Annotated in this window: 18 protein-coding genes and 2 tRNA genes; 3 read left to right on the forward strand and 17 right to left on the reverse strand. The window is 43.0% G+C overall.

The window, feature by feature from the left end:
• Window positions 1-50 precede the first annotated feature (50 nt).
• Window positions 51-710, reverse strand: a complete 660-nt coding sequence (locus ABUA34_RS02730) for an epoxyqueuosine reductase QueH (protein ID WP_082418038.1) — start codon at window positions 708-710, stop codon at window positions 51-53.
• 164 nt (window positions 711-874) lie between these two features.
• On the opposite strand from ABUA34_RS02730, the gene ABUA34_RS02735 reads away from it, so the two are divergent.
• Entirely contained in the window at window positions 875-1,105 is a 231-nt protein-coding gene (locus ABUA34_RS02735; RefSeq protein ID WP_022216385.1) for a hypothetical protein, read from the forward strand.
• Window positions 1,106-1,203: 98 nt separating this feature from the next.
• On the opposite strand, the gene ABUA34_RS02740 is transcribed toward ABUA34_RS02735, so the two are convergent.
• The 7 genes from ABUA34_RS02740 to ABUA34_RS02770 all read right to left on the reverse strand — a co-directional run bounded on the left by ABUA34_RS02740 (window position 1,204) and on the right by ABUA34_RS02770 (window position 4,768).
• On the reverse strand, window positions 1,204-1,620 hold the full coding sequence (locus ABUA34_RS02740) for a putative ABC transporter permease (protein ID WP_022216384.1): 417 nt from the start codon (window positions 1,618-1,620) through the stop codon (window positions 1,204-1,206).
• A 55-nt stretch (window positions 1,621-1,675) separates the two neighbouring features.
• Window positions 1,676-2,197 (reverse strand): DUF6106 family protein, encoded by a 522-nt coding sequence (locus ABUA34_RS02745; protein ID WP_022216383.1) that lies wholly within the window; start codon window positions 2,195-2,197, stop codon window positions 1,676-1,678.
• 67 nt (window positions 2,198-2,264) lie between these two features.
• Complete coding sequence (gene ispF / locus ABUA34_RS02750) at window positions 2,265-2,819, reverse strand: 2-C-methyl-D-erythritol 2,4-cyclodiphosphate synthase (protein WP_022216382.1); 555 nt, start codon at window positions 2,817-2,819, stop codon at window positions 2,265-2,267.
• Between the two features lie 59 nt (window positions 2,820-2,878).
• A tRNA-Met gene (locus tag ABUA34_RS02755) sits at window positions 2,879-2,952 on the reverse strand.
• A gap of 12 nt (window positions 2,953-2,964) precedes the next feature.
• Window positions 2,965-3,037 (reverse strand) — tRNA-Val (locus tag ABUA34_RS02760).
• A gap of 92 nt (window positions 3,038-3,129) precedes the next feature.
• The gene (locus tag ABUA34_RS02765) at window positions 3,130-3,663 is read right to left on the reverse strand and encodes a DUF1700 domain-containing protein (protein WP_117874184.1); all 534 of its coding nucleotides are present in this window, start codon (window positions 3,661-3,663) and stop codon (window positions 3,130-3,132) included.
• 37 nt (window positions 3,664-3,700) lie between these two features.
• Window positions 3,701-4,768, reverse strand: coding sequence for a transglutaminase domain-containing protein (locus ABUA34_RS02770; RefSeq protein WP_243147876.1), 1,068 nt, complete (start codon window positions 4,766-4,768; stop codon window positions 3,701-3,703).
• A gap of 233 nt (window positions 4,769-5,001) precedes the next feature.
• On the opposite strand from ABUA34_RS02770, the gene argH reads away from it, so the two are divergent.
• Together argH and ABUA34_RS02780 are read left to right on the forward strand one after the other, a co-directional pair.
• Window positions 5,002-6,411 carry an argininosuccinate lyase gene (gene argH, locus ABUA34_RS02775; RefSeq protein WP_055222718.1) on the forward strand — a complete coding sequence of 470 codons (1,410 nt, stop codon included), beginning with the start codon at window positions 5,002-5,004 and terminating at the stop codon, window positions 6,409-6,411.
• 5 nt (window positions 6,412-6,416) lie between these two features.
• Entirely contained in the window at window positions 6,417-6,614 is a 198-nt protein-coding gene (locus ABUA34_RS02780) for a hypothetical protein (RefSeq protein ID WP_015535016.1), read from the forward strand.
• Window positions 6,615-6,700: 86 nt separating this feature from the next.
• Here the strand turns inward: ABUA34_RS02780 and sigG are convergent, their stop codons facing one another.
• From sigG to ABUA34_RS02825, 9 genes are all read right to left on the reverse strand, one after another.
• A complete protein-coding gene (gene sigG, locus ABUA34_RS02785) occupies window positions 6,701-7,483 on the reverse strand; it encodes an RNA polymerase sporulation sigma factor SigG (protein WP_022216377.1) in 783 nt (260 codons plus the stop codon).
• 168 nt (window positions 7,484-7,651) lie between these two features.
• On the reverse strand, window positions 7,652-9,247 hold the full coding sequence (locus ABUA34_RS02790) for a peptide chain release factor 3 (RefSeq protein ID WP_055222719.1): 1,596 nt from the start codon (window positions 9,245-9,247) through the stop codon (window positions 7,652-7,654).
• A gap of 21 nt (window positions 9,248-9,268) precedes the next feature.
• A complete protein-coding gene (locus ABUA34_RS02795) occupies window positions 9,269-9,769 on the reverse strand; it encodes an XRE family transcriptional regulator (protein WP_349822808.1) in 501 nt (166 codons plus the stop codon).
• Window positions 9,770-9,806: 37 nt separating this feature from the next.
• Window positions 9,807-10,553 carry a 4'-phosphopantetheinyl transferase family protein gene (locus tag ABUA34_RS02800; RefSeq protein ID WP_158547572.1) on the reverse strand — a complete coding sequence of 249 codons (747 nt, stop codon included), beginning with the start codon at window positions 10,551-10,553 and terminating at the stop codon, window positions 9,807-9,809.
• A 93-nt stretch (window positions 10,554-10,646) separates the two neighbouring features.
• On the reverse strand, window positions 10,647-13,217 hold the full coding sequence (locus ABUA34_RS02805) for a tubulin-like doman-containing protein (RefSeq protein ID WP_055279927.1): 2,571 nt from the start codon (window positions 13,215-13,217) through the stop codon (window positions 10,647-10,649).
• A gap of 171 nt (window positions 13,218-13,388) precedes the next feature.
• Window positions 13,389-14,351 (reverse strand): NYN domain-containing protein, encoded by a 963-nt coding sequence (locus ABUA34_RS02810; RefSeq protein ID WP_349092668.1) that lies wholly within the window; start codon window positions 14,349-14,351, stop codon window positions 13,389-13,391.
• A 20-nt stretch (window positions 14,352-14,371) separates the two neighbouring features.
• On the reverse strand, window positions 14,372-15,802 hold the full coding sequence (locus ABUA34_RS02815) for an alanine/glycine:cation symporter family protein (protein WP_349818385.1): 1,431 nt from the start codon (window positions 15,800-15,802) through the stop codon (window positions 14,372-14,374).
• Window positions 15,803-15,969: 167 nt separating this feature from the next.
• On the reverse strand, window positions 15,970-16,836 hold the full coding sequence (locus ABUA34_RS02820; protein WP_055144316.1) for a hypothetical protein: 867 nt from the start codon (window positions 16,834-16,836) through the stop codon (window positions 15,970-15,972).
• Window positions 16,837-16,934: 98 nt separating this feature from the next.
• Window positions 16,935-17,421: hypothetical protein (locus tag ABUA34_RS02825; protein WP_349822809.1), on the reverse strand; the 487-nt coding region annotated here is incomplete at its 5' end.

Raw genomic sequence — 17,421 nt, forward strand, 5'->3', positions numbered from 1 at the left:
TTTTTTCGATATATTTTTTATTTTTGTGTTCACGGCAAAAATCTTGTTTTTTATTCAATATTTTTATTAATTTTTTCATCTCTGAGCTCAGCAGCCCGTCTGCTAAATTCACATCCACAGAAATTCTGTCTGTATAATCCATATTCCTTTGACAGCTCTATCGAGTGCTTATATCCATTTTTCTTCTTGAAATCACTGAACAGATAATCTATGTCGTATTTCCTACTCATCTCTGCACCTATCTCGTTCAGCCAGTCCGCATTCTTGTGGGGGCTTATCGACAATGTGGTCGTAAATACGTCATATTCATTTTTCTTCGCATGGATCGCGCTCTTCTCAAGTCTCAGCTTATAGCAGTCATAGCACCTGAGTCCTCTCTCAGGAAGATCCTCCCTGCCCTTAGCCATATCCAGAAACACCTGCGGCTCATGCTCCGCCAGTTCGACATCCACTCCTTCCACATATACTTCATGTACAAATCTGTCAAGCTCACGGAATCTTTTTATGTACTCATCGTAATCCGTTATATTTGGATTGTAAAAATAAGCTGTTATGTCAAAATGCTCCGCAAGGACCGACAGACAATGGCTGGAACATGGCGCACAACAGCAGTGCAGCAATAGTTTTTTTCTGCCGCATTGTGTATTTTCACTATCAAATTCAGCTATCTGTCTCTCCATCATTTGATAATAATTTGCATTTTGCATCATTGTTTTCTCCTTTTTTTGTTGATATTTCACACCACATTTTACAACATTCGATTATCTTTTGCACATTTGTGCATGTTTACTAGTTGACTTTGTTATATCTTTACAATATACTGTAGATAGTTACTAAAGCACGTTATGATCATTTATCAATGGAGGTGTAGATTATGACAGTTCAGCAGGCAATTAAAAAGTACAAGTTAGAGCCGCTCAGCGTCAGCGTTGCCAAGGTCAAAGCCAAGGAGCTCAACGTTGATGAAGTTCTTTACATGAATGTGCAGAAGAACAAATATGCGTATATCGTACGCGATTCACGTGGTATAATGTTGTACTCTGATGAGCGCAATCTTTATACTAAGCTTTATAAGGGTTTAAAGATTACTCCCCTTGAATCATAATATTTTCACACGGAATTTATTAAATATGCACACACATGGAATATGGGAAAAAGCTGTTACTCCACTCCCCTATGGAATCAAGAGCTTTTTCCCATATTTTATATTAATCTGTACTCAGGCCTTTCTTCATTATACATATGACACCGTATCTCATCATCCACATATATTATGATCAGCGACAGGAACATCCACAGGATAGAATAAGGCACACATATCTGCCCCGCAAGATTTAACGGCATATCAGAGTAATCCCACACGTTAAGTCCTAGTCTTATATTCACAACATACCCGGTCAGGAACTCCAGCTCAGATATTATCACAGAGGAAACCAGCATCTGCGCAAGTATCCCCATCTTCGGAAACATCTGGTTCAGTCCGCCGCACAAAAGCGTAGCAAGACCTCCACAAATTATCATGGAATAATGGGAATAATGCCTGGCTGATATCTCCAGGAAATAATATATCATCCCACCCGTCATAAATATAGTAAAGCACTTACACACAAAGACCCTCACAGCGACACCTCCTGTATATATACAGTTTAGTATCAACCGTGAGGGTCAATATTATTTATTCTTTATACTTTCCTCTGAAAAAGTTATTTACATGATCAATAGTTCTGTCTGAGAGCTCAAGCTTCACGAATTCAGCCTTGCCGTTCTTGTTGAGGACGAACACATACACACCATCCTGATTCTGCTTATTGCCGGATGTGAAATCCCTGGTCTTTATTGAGCTGTCCTGCTGAAGCTCATTGTCGAGGTAAATGCATCCCTCTTTCGCAATGAACTTTACATCAGCGTTGCTGAAGCTCATGATCTTTTTTCTGCTCTTCTTTGCAATGATCCTTGCGATGTCTATATCCTCATTCACCATTATATATTCATACTCCGTCTCTCTTCTGGAAACAAAAATACCAAATACAACAGCACCTGCAATCGCAACTAAGAATCCAATACTGCCAAAGCCCTGAACGAACATCGCTGCGCCAAGTCCGGCGATCATCAGCACGATTCCGGCAGCCATACCGCAGGTAACACTCGCAGGTGTCTTCGCCTTAACTATATGTTCTGCATAACCATCATTTAACATACCTTTTTTCTCCTTAAGTTCTTTAAAATTCTAAGCCCTTATATTCTAGCATACATGGGCTGTTTTGTCATCTTATTCCCGCTGGACATCCACCGCATCCGCCACAGCCTGCCGTTCTGACAGCTCCGGCATCATCTCCGGCGTAATTAAATGCCGACTCTATGAGGCACACCGCCTGGGAGCTTATTCCAAGTCCCCCTCCGGTAAACCCAAGCTTCTCCTCCGTTGTCGCCTTGATATTGACCTGATCCTTGTCTATACACAGGCAATTACAGATATTCTCCCTCATCTGATCAATGTACGGCGCCATCTTAGGGCTCTGGGCAATTACGGTCGCATCTATGTTCTCGATGATGTAGAGCTTCTCCTCGAGAAGTCTCTTCACTTCTGACAGGAGCTTCATGCTGTCCGCTCCCTTATACCTCTCATCAGTATCAGGGAAATGCTTTCCAATATCCCCCAACGCCGCAGCACCGAGAAGCGCATCCATTATCGCATGAAGAAGTACATCCGCATCGCTGTGTCCAAGGAGTCCTTTCTCATATGGAATCTCAACTCCTCCGATTATAAGTTTTCGTCCCTCAACTAGTCTGTGGACATCGTATCCCATTCCAACTCTCATGTGATATCCTCCTTATATGAATAAAAAAAAGACGGAATGTCTTCCGTCTCATCAAATAGTAGCGAGAGGGGGATTCGAACCCTCGACACTGCGGGTATGAACCGCATGCTCTAGCCAACTGAGCTATCTCGCCATGTCTTGTAAATGGGACCTATAGGGCTCGAACCTATGACCCTCTGCTTGTAAGGCAGATGCTCTCCCAGCTGAGCTAAGATCCCATATTACTTCGTGTCATCGCTGACACCTTTGTTAGTATACTCAAGTGACCATGTTTTGTCAACAACTTTTTTCACTTTTTTTATTTTATTTTTTATCGGCCTCCACCAAACAGGTAAATAATAAGATTCACTATGAACAGAATGATGACAACAGGTATCACGATATACCACACTATCTTAAATCCCAGCCAGATAACTCCAAGCACTATACCTATAACAAGTGCAGCCACAAGAATGAGTATTATCGCTGTCAGCACCTTGCCTATCGGTGAACTGAAATCAAGCTTGCCATAAGCAAAGCTTGTATTGCCCTCGTCGTCCACATTTACATGCCAGCCCTTCTGACTGCTTCCGCTGGCTTTGCGGGTGTTGTAGCTGTCATCATACGAAGAGGATTCTGTATCATAATATCTTCCGCTTGCGCCCTGTCCCTCTGTGTCAATGATCGTCTTGGCGATCAGTCTTGCAGATCCCAGAGATGAACATATCTCCTCCTCTGACTTGCCTGCTTCTTTCTGCTTCTTAAAATAATCCTCATAATAATTCATCGTGTCATAATATGTCTGCGTTGAGACATTTCCATCAAGAGCTTTCTTCAACTCATCCATAAACTCTCTTTTTCGCATATCGCACCTCCGCGCCATTATGTCAATTCTATTTTTATCACTTCATATTAAGATATACGACGACAACTTTGTAGCCGCCCATATCTTCCACCACATAATTTATAGACCTTATATTGCCATAATTGTACAGAAATGACAAGTCAAATGTTTCGTCATCTGTATATATAGCAGCTTCCAGCACATTACTGCCGCCCATCTGTATCCTTATGCCTTTTTTATACTCATCGAACGAGTCATAGGTATAAAACCTCTTTTTATAGAAATTATACGCTGTGTCGGCACACTCTCTGTAGAATTGCTTTTCCCATGAGTGAGTCAGTTCCAGTGTGCTGTCATCGACATTCACATAGGTGTGCTTCAGATAGCTGCCCATATCCGGCAGCGAGTCATCCCATGTCAGATCCACATTATACCATTCTCCGCCGAGCTCTATCTGATTCCATGCATGAAGTCCTTCCTCCGTGCTTCCGACTACTATGTCACATTTGACGCCCAGACAGGACATGATTATGAAGAACGCCTCAGCGTAGCCGTCGCACACGCTCTGGTGAAGCACCAGCGCTCCATATGCCGTATATGCATCATCATTATTGTCGGGATATCCATAGACACAGTTTTCCACTATATAATCGTGCACGGCGATCTCCTTGTCAAGGTCGCTCATGCCATCTGAAATGTTGTCATTTATAAAGCTGTCGATCACCTCATATATCTGCTTCGCCCTTATGTTGTCCTCCGGGATATCCGTTCCTTCTATATATTTTCTGACAGCATAATAATTATCCGACAGTTCATAGTTGAGCTGTATTGCCAGATATCTTCCCGTCTCAATTATTATCCTGTACGTATCCACTGAGCCGTATGCCGAATCTATATATTTGTTGATGTTGTGCACATCACTTTTCGCCACATTACTTACATAATACATGCCCGACTCGTTTCCGTCCTCCATATCCTGGACAATGGCCGCCCGGAACTCCACCAGGCCATCAAGCATCTGGCTGCTCTTGATCACATTGAAGAACAACCACCGCACTCCCACCATCATCAGCGAGAGAACAACTACAATACTTATAACTCCAAGAATCTTCTTTTTTGTACCCAAACTTCCTGTCAATCCTCCATCCCTGCTTTGCTGCGGTGATCCGCCTGTATATTTTATCATCTGTACTTTTGCGCCGCAAGCACCAACCACGCATTTCCTGTGGTTATAAATAAACCTTATTTGTGTTGATATGCGAACTTTTATGTTGTAAAATGTACGTTGTTTGAAAACTACCTTATAATTTACTCAGTTTTCAACCTAAAACAAAAAAATAACAGAAAAGAGGATTTAATATGGCTCAGCTCTGGGGCGGACGCTTCACAAAAGAAACAGACAAATTAGTATATAACTTTAACGCATCTATTTCATTTGATCAGAAATTCTACAGACAGGATATCCGCGGAAGTATCGCGCATGTAACCATGCTCGCTTCATCCGGTATTCTCACTGACGAGGAAAGAGATCAGATCATAGCGGGACTTAAGGGCATACTGAACGATGTGGAGAACGGTTCTCTGCAGATCACTTCAGAATACGAAGATATACACAGCTTTGTCGAGGCAAATCTCATAGACAGGATCGGCGATGTGGGCAAAAAGCTTCACACCGGACGAAGCAGGAACGACCAGGTTGCATTGGACATGAAGCTCTATGTAAGAGACGAGATCATCGAGCTCAAGGAGCTTATTTACAAGCTTCTGACTACTCTTCACAGACTTATGAATGAGCACATCGACACATACATGCCTGGATTTACTCACCTCCAGAAGGCACAGCCAATAACTCTGGCACATCACTTTGGAGCATACATGGAGATGTTCAAGCGTGACTACGACAGAATGAACGATATATATGACAGAATGAACTACTGTCCTCTCGGATCAGGTGCCCTCGCAGGAACCACATATCCGCTCGACAGAGAGCTCACCGCTTCTCTGCTGGACTTCTACGGTCCGACTCTCAACAGCATGGATTCAGTTGCCGACAGGGATTACTGCATAGAGCTTTTATCCGCCATGTCTACCATCATGATGCATCTCTCACGTTTCTCCGAGGAGATCATCATCTGGAACTCAAATGAATATCAGTTTGTTGAGCTCGATGATTCATACAGCACAGGAAGCTCTATCATGCCACAGAAGAAGAACCCGGATATAGCCGAGCTCGTAAGAGGTAAGACAGGCAGGGTTTACGGTGCTCTCACCTCCCTTCTCACAACCATGAAGGGAATCCCTCTCGCATACAACAAGGACATGCAGGAGGATAAGGAGCTCACATTTGACGCGATAGACACTGTAAAGGGATGTCTCGCACTGTTCACAGGCATGATAGCCACCATGACAGTCAACAAGCCTAGAATGGAAGCATCAGCCAAGAACGGATTCACCAACGCAACAGATGCCGCAGATTACCTTGTAAATCACGGTGTACCTTTCCGTGATGCACACGGCATCGTCGGCCAGCTCGTTCTGAAGTGCATAGAGGAGAACATCTCCCTCGACCAGCTTAGTCTCGACGAGTACAAGGCCATCTGTCCTGTATTTGAAGATGACATATATACAGCCATCAGCATGGAAGAATGTGTTCAGAAGCGTAACACAATCGGTGCTCCGGGACACGCTGCAATGCAGAAGGTGATCGATGCAAACGACAAGTTCTTAGCATGGGCTGAGCAGGATTTAACCAAGCACACCAAGGAGTGATTTTTATGAACAATACAACAAAAGCCAAATACGATATGGCAGAAAAGATGCTCAAGGTCGATATCTCTCTTGAGGAGGTTGCTCTCATGACTGAGCTTCCAATGGAAACCCTGAAAAAAATACAGCATGACATCCAGAAAGACGGACTCGTCACAAGACACGACGTGAAGGATGTCGATCTCGATTCAGGCTACCTTATCTAAGCTTAATCCACATACCGTATAATAAATATCCCCGCTGTTCTCACTATGGCCCAGCGGGGATATTTATATGTGTACAACATTCCGGTTTATTTGTCCTCAAGATACCTTCTAAGACTTTTTATCGCATTCTTCTCGAGGCGGCTGACCTGCGCCTGGGATATGCATATCTCCTCTGCCACCTCCGTCTGGGTCTTTCCCTCAAAAAATCTCAGCCTCACTATATTCTTCTCCCTGTCGCACAGCCTGTCCATAGCCTCTCTGAGATCAAGGTTTTCAACCCACATCTCCTCCTTATTCTTTCTGTCTCTTATCTGATCCATGATGTACAAGGTGTCTCCACCCTCCTGATACACCGGCTCATACAGGGACAGCGGTGCCGATATGGCATCAAGCGACATGACTATATCTTCCTTCGGTATACTTATCTCCTCCGCTATCTCCTCTATCGTCGGCTCCTTATCCTTTGTCTTCTGGAGATTTTCCTTGGCATATATCGCCTTGTAGGCTATATCACGCAATGACCTTGATACTCTTATAGCATTGTTATCTCTGAGATACCTTCTGCACTCACCTATGATCATAGGCACAGCGTACGTACTGAATTTGACATTGAGACTTCTGTCAAAATTATCCAACGCCTTGATAAGCCCTATACAGCCAACCTGGAACAGATCATCCGGATTCTCATTTGAACTGCCAAATCTCTGGATCACGCTGAGCACAAGGCGGAGATTCCCCTCTATAAACTCCTCCCGGGCAGAGCTGTCTCCCTGCTCCATCCTGTCAAACAGCATGTTCTTCTCATCCTCTGTAAGATATGGTAATTTCGATGTATTTACACCACATATAACCACTCTGTTCAGCGCCATATCATGTCCCTCCACGTGTTATCTGTCTAACACTAGGATTGTCAGATACATGCTAATTTATTCATATTTGCACCACTTTTACTGATATATATGCACGCAAAAAGACCATGAAAACCAATTTGTGTCCTAAGTCACTCATCATCTTCATGGTCTCTTATCTTCGTATATCTAGTTCTTTCTGAACTCCTCAAGTTCAAGTCCCTCATTGTGCTGGAGAACCTGATCGATGACCCACTCATTTGCAAACAGGAGAAGCGGATTACCCTTCATGTCCTTAACCTTCTTGACATCGCTCACACGCTTGAGCTTTGTCACGTCTATGGTAGGATCCTTCACCCATCTGATATAGTTATATGGTATCGGCTCAAGTCTTATCTCACAGCCGTACTCGTTCTCAAGTCTGTACTTAAGTACATCAAACTGAAGCACACCTACAACTCCGACTATGATCTCCGAAAGTCCCGCAGTGTACTCCTGAAATATCTGTATAGCACCCTCCTGGGCAATCTGGGTAACACCCTTGACAAACTGCTTACGCTTCATGCTGTTGAGCTGAACAACCCTGCAGAAGTGCTCCGGTGCAAATGTAGGGATACCCTCATACTCAAACTTCTTTCCGCCTGTTGTGAGCGTATCTCCGATGGAGAACAGATCAGGATCAAATACTCCTATAACGTCACCGGCATACGCCTCGTCGACGATCTTCCTGTCCTGAGCCATAAGCTGCTGTGGCTGGGAAAGCTTGATCTTTCTCTTGCTGGCAGCATGATATACCTCCATGCCTGCCTCAAACTTACCAGAGCAGATTCTCATAAATGCGATTCTGTCTCTGTGAGCCTTGTTCATATTTGCCTGAATCTTGAACACAAAAGCTGAGAACGGCTCTGTTACAGGATCTATGATTCCCTCTGATGAATTACGTCCGATAGGAGGTGTCGTCATCTTAAGGAAATAGTTCAGGAACTGCTCGATACCAAATGTATTCAGCGCAGAACCGAAAAATACAGGGGAGAGCTCTCCGGCTCTGACCTTCTCTATATCCATCTCCTCTGTGGCACCATCTATAAGCTCTATCTCCTCATTGAACTGGTCAAAGAGGTATGGGCCGACAAGCTCCTTGAGAGCCTCATCGTCTATATGATAATCTGTTTCCTCCGCCTTCTTGGCTCCACCTGTCGATATAGCCTGGAACGTGGACACTATCTTGGTCTTTCTGTCATATACACCCTTGAACTCTTTTCCTGAACCTATAGGCCAGTTGACAGGGCATGTCTTGATACCGAGAACAGTCTCTATATCATCGAGAAGCTCAAATGTATCCCTTGCATCTCTGTCCATCTTATTTATAAATGTGAATATAGGTATATGTCTCATGACACATACCTTGAAGAGCTTTATGGTCTGAGCCTCAACACCCTTGGATGCATCGATCACCATGACCGCAGAATCCGCAGCCATAAGTGTACGGTAGGTATCCTCCGAGAAATCCTGATGTCCAGGTGTGTCAAGTATGTTTATGCAATATCCGTCATAATTGAACTGCAGAACAGACGAGGTTACCGAGATACCTCTCTCCTTCTCTATATCCATCCAGTCCGACACTGCATATTTGGAATTTGCCTTTCCCTTTACAGATCCCGCTGTGTTTATTGCGCCGCCAAAGAGCAGAAACTTCTCTGTGAGTGTAGTCTTACCTGCATCAGGATGTGAAATTATAGCAAATGTCCTTCTTCTGTTGATCTCTTCTCTTAACTTGTCATCCATTATCTTTTCCTCATATACAATTTATTGATTCTTATTCTTCAAAATGTCCCTGTTCTTCTGAGCCCAGAGCATAAGCGACTGTATATTCACAGACATCTTCTCCAGCTCCTCAAGGACAGCATCAAAAGCTGCAACCTCGGTCTCGTCGACTATTCCATCAGCGGTGATCTCTATAAGCTGCTCAGATATATCTTCCATCTTCTTGGAGGATCCGAGGAACTGAAGTATGAGCCTGTCAAGGCTGTCCGCATTTATCGGCTTCACCGTCTCTTTTCCTATAGGGCAGTCGCCTGAACAATAGCTGTTACAGAGCTCGGGTATGTCATACGCCTTTGACATGGAAAGTACCTCCTCAGGGTACGGAACTATTGTGCCAAGCTCTATTCTTGAAAGCCTTGTCCTGTCTATATTGAGCACCTCTGCACTCTTCTCCCTGCTTGTAAGGTTATCGTTCACCTTAGACGCATTATATCTTGCGACATAATATTTATTGTTAAGCGCCTTTGTAGCTTTTTTACTCATTTTTTTCTCCTTATGTAGTTCTTCCTAATACACCTAATTAAACATAATAACACACAATATCAGCCGAATCAATCATCTTAATATCCGGTGAAAAAGTTCCATCAGAAGCTGCGCAAAATGCAGCTATAAAGTCTATATTCATATCTCCCTCTGCATGCGCAGGATCCGCTATTTCATCCATATGCATACGGCCGTCACACTCAGCCCTGCATACTGCATAATTGCCCAGCCAGATATTCTTCTTCTCCATATGCGCATTGTCCATGACCATTTGCTGTTCCTCATCCTTCATAAGTATGCCTGTTCCGGTCATCTTGCTGTACGCCTCGCGCCTTGTCCACACACATGTGCTGTATATTTCCGGGTGTGCACACGACATCACACATTTTTTATCCTCATCCGAATACAGGCGGTTAACTATGCTGTCCGGTATCCTTCTGACTCTCTCAACGTCTATACCACAAGGCTCACTGCCTATCGCAGCCGCCACACAACCCTCGGTATGGCTTATCGAAAACTGAATGTCCTTTATAAACGGCTTTCCCGCCTTATTCTTCTCATACGTGACCAGCCGTTCATCAATTCCGGCACATTCCCTGAGAGCATGTGCAAGCAGGATTCCCGCTGCAAGACTGGCATTCCTGTCATCCCGCCTCCTGAGACGTTCCACCTTACACCTTCTGTATTCCGATACTGCATCCAGACATCTGCCATATATCCCATCGTCAGCAAATGCCCCCGTATCCATTATATATGCTCTGTATCCGTTAAAAGATTTATTCAAATCCAATTCCATCTCTTTCTACCAAATACGCCATGGTCATAACAACAATACAGCCCCTTAATACTCGCATATTAAAGGGCTGTATAAACTAACCTATATTGTGACAAAATCAGGGAAGCTCTTCATATCCTTGTTCACCTCATCAATATGAAGTCCCTTGTAATCATATACTGCATTGTAAGCCATCTGCATCTCCATCGCACACTGCATCATGGATACCGGAACACCGACAAATATATCATCGATCGAGATCTCTATCTCACCCGGATTGAGCGTTATTGAATCCTCCTTCTCATTGTAAGGTGGAGCCATCAGTATCGCTTTGACTGCCTTGCTGAAATACGGCATCACATTTGGAACCGATATATATTTCTTTGCAAGAAGCTTCTCCTTATATCCGTCAGCAAGAACACACAGAGGCTGTTCCTCTGATATATCATCCACAAACGCCCTGGCAGCCTCCTCCATGATGGATGTTCTCCTGTCGTTGATCGGAGATCCGTACATAACGTTGAGATCCTGCTCCGTGAGCTTCTTATCAGCAAATGCCACTGTGAACATCTTCTCAGGACCATATGCTCCGACACCGGAAAATAGCTCTCTGTATATCTTCTCCATCTCATCCTTGACAGGAACAACTCTTCCACTGTCTATATTGGACTCGTTGTCCAGCATGAGCTTGATGATCCCTGTCTCCATCTCTTTTATCCTTCTGGATGTGACATAATCAGTCGGAAGGAATTCATGTCTCTTGGCTTTCTTGAGTATATTGCCAACAGCCTTATCACCGTTATTCGCAAGATCCTCGATGGAATTCTTCAGATCCTCTCCAAACTGTGAATATATCTCGTCAAGTCTCTCTGCCCTCTGCTGAAGCCATCTAAGTGTATCTCCAAACAGATCCTGTGCATCGAGTTCATCTATAAGCTTTGTTCTCTCCGCAGCAAGTGCTTCCTTGATGCATGCATCGAAATAACCATTCTCAGTCTCCCTCTTCGCTGAAGGGAAAGTGAAGAATCTCTTCGCAACAATGGTCTTGATGGAATCAATGATTCTGGTATATTCACCCGACGGTGTATAATCCTTCATCATCTTCTCAAGCTTTCTGACTTCAGCCATCATACCCTTTGTAGAATCTGTTACACCGGCACTCGGTGCACCTATGACATCTATTGCGCCATATGGGCCAAACTCATTCATATATTTGGATATCACATCATCAAGTGAACTCCAAAGCTTGTTCTTCATCGACTTTATAATAACCGGAAGTTCCTTCTCAAAGTTCTCCATCTTCTTGGCAAAGCCCTCTCGAAGACCGTCCGTATTCTTCTTTATCATCTTATATGTAGGCTTGGTGATCTGACCGTACTGTATGAGACCGTTCACGGCAAGTTTGATATTCTCACCCTGCTCCTCCTGCAAGAATACAGTGAGCTCTGCGAGTACATTCTTGATATCCTCCTCGGCATTGCCCTCCTTGAACGGAGATCTGAACAATCCCTTATATGCCTGGGAAAACAGATCATTCTCACACATATTCTCTATCTCTTTGATAGGAATATGGTAGTCAGCCTCGCTTACTACCTTGTAATAGCAGTTTGACTTCTTGATATTCTCGTCACTGTGCTCCATCTTCCAGTTCGTGATGGAATATCCCTCATTCTCAAAAAATACATCCCTGAGAAGCTTCCTGTCGTTCTCCACGTCATTGTTGCCAATGAACTTGTTGCTGGCTAGCCTGTAGAGGAAGCTTGCTGTATCCCTTGTGATGTATCCCTCAGGTATGTAGCCCTGTTCGTCCTTTCTACCTGATACAAGCATGCAGGCATCAAAGAGATTCTCCCTGATGACCATCTTGTTTGACTTACTGATAAATGTATAGTTGTCATCCTTCTCGGAGAGCTTCATATAATAATCAACTTCCTTGAGGGTCGCACATCCATTTGCATTGAGTCTCGCCACAAGCTCTGTATCTTCATATACAGCCTTATGACCGAACAGTACATCCGGTGTGAGCAGGCAACCGCCAATCCTCAGATTGTTCCACTTCTTCGCCTTGCCATACGCACGTATGTTATATGCGACATCTGAGAGAATTCCACTTCCGGTTCCTCCGGCAATTCCGGATACGATCAGAACATCGACTGTTCCCTCCGTCGTCTTGTCGTATACATCCTGAAGCTTATCAAAAAGAAGCATTCTGACATCCGTATATGCATTCGAGAACATCAGACGTCCAATCTGTCTGTTCCCCTTTGCTCCGTCTCTTCCTATCGTGATAGCCGGGAATTCAGGATCCATCCAGTTTGCAAGATTCTCATGGATCGGATTCTTCTGGATTCCATTCTCCAGAACATTCTCAATGTCCGGTCTGTATATACTGATAACCTCAAGGGCATTGAAACCGACACCCTCCTTGCTATCATCTATGGTAGCCTCCATCTCTGCTATATCTGAATCTATCATGAGGAAATTAATGTTATCCTCGGGTGTGATGTTATCCATCAGCATACCCTTAAGCGCGCAAACGGTTCTGCCTCCAAGTCCCCCAAGACCTATTACGAGCAGATTCTTGTTGAATCTGTTCTCATGACTTATACGTCCAAAAACACGTATGTCTTTTAATTTGCTAAACTCCTCTTTTTGAGTATCAATAAGTATCATAGATTATGCCTCTCCTTAATATGCACGTACACTTCTTCCCCCATAGTGAATTTTCTGTACCTGAAAACCCACATTTTCAATTTATCACTATTCTTATTGATTTTCAACAAAAAGCGTTAATTTATTTGGCATTTTTTCTAAATTTTGACATATTTAAGCATTAAACACTTTCTACTTATCTGTCAATTTTACCCTGTCTCCCACAATCTCAAAACAACCGAAGCTTTTGAGAAAGCTTGAAAACTTACTGTATCCATATTTCTTTATGCTGAAGCCGGGTATAATATTCTTAAGTTCTGTATTCAGCAGTCCCATATTGTACATAGTGTCAGAATTCTCCGTGAGAAGTCCCACTATGCGCAGCTTGACAGCACTCTTAGGATCGATATGGTTCTTGATGGACACAAATTTCTGCCTGCCGCTGTCTATATCCAGATCGTCAAACTCCTCACTGAGGAATGTTGACAGCTTGGAATATCCATAATTTCTCACGTCAAAGTCAGGATATTTGTTCACAAGGCGGCTTCCGATCTCACCCATATGAGTCTTCTTATCCTTGTCATCGTTCTCATCTATTATATTGTAGACCGTCTTCTTTATGTCCCTTATGCTTGTGATATATGACTCGTCCACAGCCGCAGCCTCAAGCATGGCATTCTTCGATGCCGGCTTGTTGAGATCCTCTGTCACCAGTGAATCAAGGATCTTGAAGCTTGTACACGCACTCACGAACGCTTTCGGAGTCTTGCGTTCTCCCATTCCGATGACCTGCTTGCCAGCCTCCCTGAGTCTTGATGCAAGCCTAGTGAAATCGCTGTCGCTTGTCACCAGACAGAATCCATCTATATTGCTCGTATAGAGAAGATCCATCGCATCTATTATCATGGCCGAATCCGTTGAATTCTTTCCCGCCGTGTATGAAAACTGCTGTACAGGCTGTATAGAATATGACAGCAGACAATCCTTGTCCCAGCCATTGTTATTCTTTGACCAATCCCCATATATCTTCCGCACCGTTATTGAGCCGAGCCTTGACAGCTCATCAAATATACTCTCAATATATTTTGCCGATACATTCTCTGAATCGATAAGTATCGCATACTTGTTAGAAATCTCACTTGATATTTCTTCCATATAAAAGTCCCTTTCATTTATCAGTTCTCTTTGCCGGTCTCAACCCCAAACTTGCCCGGTCCATCCTGAAAATACTCACGGGTAAGCTTCACAACTGTACCTGACAGCATGAATACTGCGATCAGGTTAGGTATGATCATAAGTCCGTTGAAGGTGTCCGCTATATCCCAGAGAAGTCCGAGATCCATGGTCGCACCGATGATTGCTACAAATGCATACACAACCATGAACGGCTTGATAAGCTTACTTCCGAACAGGAATCCGACACATCTTGAACCGTAAAGTCCCCATCCGAGTATGGTTGAGAACGCGAAACAGCACAAAGCCACCGCTGTGAATATCGATATCCAGTTGCCGTAGGTTGCAACAAAGCCGTTGATCGTGAGATCGGCTCCTGCAGCCTGTCCGTAGGCTACCTCAGTTCCACTGCACAGTATTACAAGTGCTGTAAGTGTACATATAACTATAGTATCAATGAATACCTCGAATATTCCCCAGAGTCCCTGCTGTACAGGATGTTTTACATCAGAGCACGCATGTGCGATCGATCCTGTTCCAAGGCCGGCCTCATTTGAAAAGATTCCTCTCGAAACACCCTTTCTCATGCTGAGAAAAAGGCTTCCAACCACTCCTCCGGTCACTGACTTCGGATTGAATGCCCCCTCAAATATAGATGCAAATACGCCTGGAACGCTCTTGATATTTATAAACACAAGGACCACCGCCATGATGATGTACATAGCCGCCATGAAAGGGACCAGCTTCTCTGTCACGCTTCCAATTCTTTTGATTCCCCCTATCAGAATAAGTGCAACCAATATGGCTATAATAATACCTATCACAAGATTGATGGTAAATGTATTGCTCCTGTCAGCCAGATTATAATTAAAAAGTGCTGAATCTATAGCCGTAGTTATGGTATTTACCTGTGTCGCATTTCCAGTTCCAAAAACAGTGAGTATTCCGAGAACAGAATATGCTATGGCAAGGAAATATGCATTCTTGCCAAGACCATTCTTGATATAGTACATTGGTCCGCCGACCCAGTCTCCATTTGAATCTTTCTCTCTGTAAAAAACAGCCAGTACAACCTCAGCAAACTTTGTTCCCATTCCAAGGAGTGCTGATATCCACATCCAGAACACGGCGCCAGGGCCTCCTATAGCAATCGCTCCCGCAACCCCCGCTATATTACCGGTTCCAACTGTTCCCGCCAGCGCAGTACACACAGCCTGAAACGGACTTATAGCACCGTCCGATGTCTCTTTCTTGTTGAATATCTTTCCGAATGTGTGCTTGAACGCATAACCGAACTTTGTAAACTGAACACCTCGGTTTCGTATAAGGAGCCACAGTCCTACACCCACGATACATATCATGGATGGCACTCCCCATATAAAATTGTTCACCGATGAATTAACATCAGTAATGATCTTAAGTAATTTATCCATATCTGCTCTTTCTCTTTTCGTTTTTCTTATTTTTTACATACCAAGTATGATTTTACAATACATTGTGCTTGTTGTGCAAGAAAAACCGCATCCACTTTAGTCATGGATGCGGTTTTTAATTTATATAATATTGTTATATACTTTTAACTCAAATTATGTATTTGGAGCTATTCAATCTCTGCCCAGCTAAGTGATGAATCACTTTCTACAATTACATAATCATTTGTATAGTCATTATTGTATGTATCATCATTTTCTGAAGCATATTCTGCAAGGCCACTATCCAAAGAAGTTATTTTCTTCTCGCCATCGCATAGCTCCCACTGTTTTAATTCGCTATTATACACTGCTCTAACCCATTCTTTTTGACGAACCTTTGTGTTTTTGTCTCTCCACAATGCATAATATTCCAAAGCATCATAATTGTCCGTTATAGATGCAACACATACTGTTGCAACCTCATACGGGCCTTTCACACCAATATAATCTAACACGTCACCAACAGTATACGCCGGTGCATTCGTGTACTCAAATTTAACATAATGTTGATCACCAAACGCCTCGTCATTATTATCCAAAACATCTTCTGCATCTGCATTCTCCTGCCGTTCCTTGATTACTGTCTCATAATAATATACTTTTTCATCAAGATTGTAATCCCACTTGACAATCGTATCTGAGCCAAACATATTTTTCTCAACAGTAACAGGAACACCTCTTAAATATCCCTGAGGAACTTTTACATCCACAGATACATCATATACAATATAGTATTCATCTGTTTTTATCACATTGTCAACAGACAGAACATCTATCTGACTTTCATCACTAATATCAACATCAACAATATGCCCATTATCATCACACACTCTACCTGATGTATTCATTAGATTCTTTTTTATTTTGTCCGCTCCTTTATTAGCCAGCATTACGAATTCAGGAATAATTCCCCAAACAATTGTGACAATGCCTACACACACCATCAAAATTATCTCACATACTCCGAGCGCCGAATGTTTGTCCACATTTTTCATAAATAAATGAACACACAATATGAACAAGCAAATGCATCCTATTATCAATATTGGTAATTGCATAATTTAATTTTCTCCCGTAAAAAAATAGTGCGTGTCTATTCGATAATGTCAATTATGAACGAATATCCAGATGTTCGAACACAATATAACCCTGCAGGTGTACCTTCTGGAATCTTATAGTATCCATATCCCTCTGGAGCAGTCTGCGCTTCTGCATAATATTTTTGTCCTAATACATAATACTTCACAGATACCGTAGCTGATCCTTCCTTGCTTTCATAATCTGAATAATATTTATAGAATATGCCTGTCGGTTCTGTATACGATAAATAGTAATCACCATTTACTTCGACGTAATCCTGTATACTACTTGCTGTTTCTCCATTTATCTCATAGATTTTATTTAAAGGCATATTGTTTTCTTCCATTTTTTCGCTCAAATTCTTTCTGCGAAACTCTATACAGCCATTATCTGCATCTACAGTAAATTCCTGTGGCATTGTATATCCCTCCGATTCAATAGGGTATATATCATAATTCCAGCCTCCGCCAAATTCCACCAACAAATCACCTGGATACATC

The organism is Coprococcus sp. RTP21428st1_C9_RTP21428_210409, from assembly GCF_040227395.1.
Lineage (GTDB): Bacteria > Bacillota > Clostridia > Lachnospirales > Lachnospiraceae > Coprococcus > Coprococcus aceti.

Bases quoted from the DNA above. Each gene is read 5' to 3' on its own strand.
- ABUA34_RS02745 (WP_022216383.1), bottom strand. From the start codon at position 2,197: ATGTTAAATGATGGTTATGCAGAACATATAGTTAAGGCGAAGACACCT.
- ABUA34_RS02820 (WP_055144316.1), bottom strand. From the start codon at position 16,836: ATGAAAAATGTGGACAAACATTCGGCGCTCGGAGTATGTGAGATAATT.
- ABUA34_RS02765 (WP_117874184.1), bottom strand. From the start codon at position 3,663: ATGCGAAAAAGAGAGTTTATGGATGAGTTGAAGAAAGCTCTTGATGGA.
- ABUA34_RS02780 (WP_015535016.1), top strand. From the start codon at position 6,417: ATGAACAATACAACAAAAGCCAAATACGATATGGCAGAAAAGATGCTC.
- ABUA34_RS02805 (WP_055279927.1), bottom strand. From the start codon at position 13,217: ATGATACTTATTGATACTCAAAAAGAGGAGTTTAGCAAATTAAAAGAC.
- ispF (WP_022216382.1), bottom strand. From the start codon at position 2,819: ATGAGAGTTGGAATGGGATACGATGTCCACAGACTAGTTGAGGGACGA.
- ABUA34_RS02790 (WP_055222719.1), bottom strand. From the start codon at position 9,247: ATGGATGACAAGTTAAGAGAAGAGATCAACAGAAGAAGGACATTTGCT.
- ABUA34_RS02815 (WP_349818385.1), bottom strand. From the start codon at position 15,802: ATGGATAAATTACTTAAGATCATTACTGATGTTAATTCATCGGTGAAC.
- ABUA34_RS02795 (WP_349822808.1), bottom strand. From the start codon at position 9,769: ATGAGTAAAAAAGCTACAAAGGCGCTTAACAATAAATATTATGTCGCA.
- sigG (WP_022216377.1), bottom strand. From the start codon at position 7,483: ATGGCGCTGAACAGAGTGGTTATATGTGGTGTAAATACATCGAAATTA.
- ABUA34_RS02735 (WP_022216385.1), top strand. From the start codon at position 875: ATGACAGTTCAGCAGGCAATTAAAAAGTACAAGTTAGAGCCGCTCAGC.
- ABUA34_RS02730 (WP_082418038.1), bottom strand. From the start codon at position 710: ATGATGCAAAATGCAAATTATTATCAAATGATGGAGAGACAGATAGCT.
- argH (WP_055222718.1), top strand. From the start codon at position 5,002: ATGGCTCAGCTCTGGGGCGGACGCTTCACAAAAGAAACAGACAAATTA.
- ABUA34_RS02810 (WP_349092668.1), bottom strand. From the start codon at position 14,351: ATGGAAGAAATATCAAGTGAGATTTCTAACAAGTATGCGATACTTATC.